This is a genomic window from Pseudomonas sp. 24 E 13, assembly GCF_900004715.1.
In the GTDB taxonomy this organism is placed as follows: Bacteria; Pseudomonadota; Gammaproteobacteria; order Pseudomonadales; family Pseudomonadaceae; genus Aquipseudomonas; species Aquipseudomonas orientalis_A.
The window spans coordinates 2,480-3,301 of sequence record NZ_CVTO01000129.1; the positions used below are offsets into that span (position 1 = coordinate 2,480).

Annotated in this window: 1 pseudogene; it reads left to right on the forward strand. The window is 52.2% G+C overall.

Annotated features, from left to right (window positions below):
• Positions 1–226: 226 nt before the first annotated feature.
• Positions 227–822, forward strand: a pseudogene (locus BFP90_RS28380) (transposase); the annotation flags it as partial.

An 822-nucleotide genomic window follows, 5' to 3' on the forward strand; every position in this document is an offset into this window, starting at 1 on the left:
GCTTTTCCAAAGTGACCCGCCGTCAGGGCGGAACCCTAAGCAGCCGTTACCGCAGAAACGGATATGTACTAGGTCCAATCCAACATCCTGGTCGGCTCTGAGGCCGCCATCGGGGGCAAGCCCCCTCCCACAGTTGAGCCAGGATCGACACAAAATCCTGGTCTGAGCTGGTCTAATAGTCCCGGACACCTCAATAGGTGAAACTACACCTATTGAGGAGTATTCCATGACCAAGAAGTACAGAAAATTCGACGCCGCTTTCAAGCTAAGAGTCTGCAAGATGATTGTTGACCAAGGCCTGAGCGTGAACTCCGTTTGTACCGATTTAGACTTGAGTGATACTGCCGTGCGCCGCTGGGTCCAGCAGTACCAAGCCGAGCAGTTAGGTGGTACAGGGATTGGTAAACCGTTAACCAGCGAGCAACAGCGTATTCGTCAGCTTGAGCAGCAGATCCGCGAGCTGAAGACTGACAACGATATATTAAAAAAAGCTACGGCCTTCTTTGCCCGCGAATTGAAGTGATCCACCAATTGGTTCACCAAATGCAATGCAAGGCCTACCCGGTAATACGTATCTGCCGGGTTTTGCGGATCAGCCGTTCGGGGTTCTATGAAGCTCGTCAGCGGTCTTTTAAGCCAAAAGCTGTCTGTCCGGTTGCAGCTCAGGTCAAAGCTACGTTCATGACCAATGAGCACTGTTATGGCAGTCGTCGGGTGATGAAAGCACTGCGTAGCGATGGCGTATCCATTGGGCGGCACAAGGTCCGTCGGCTGATGAAACAACAGGATTTACGCCCGATCTGGAAGCGCAAGTTCGTTCAT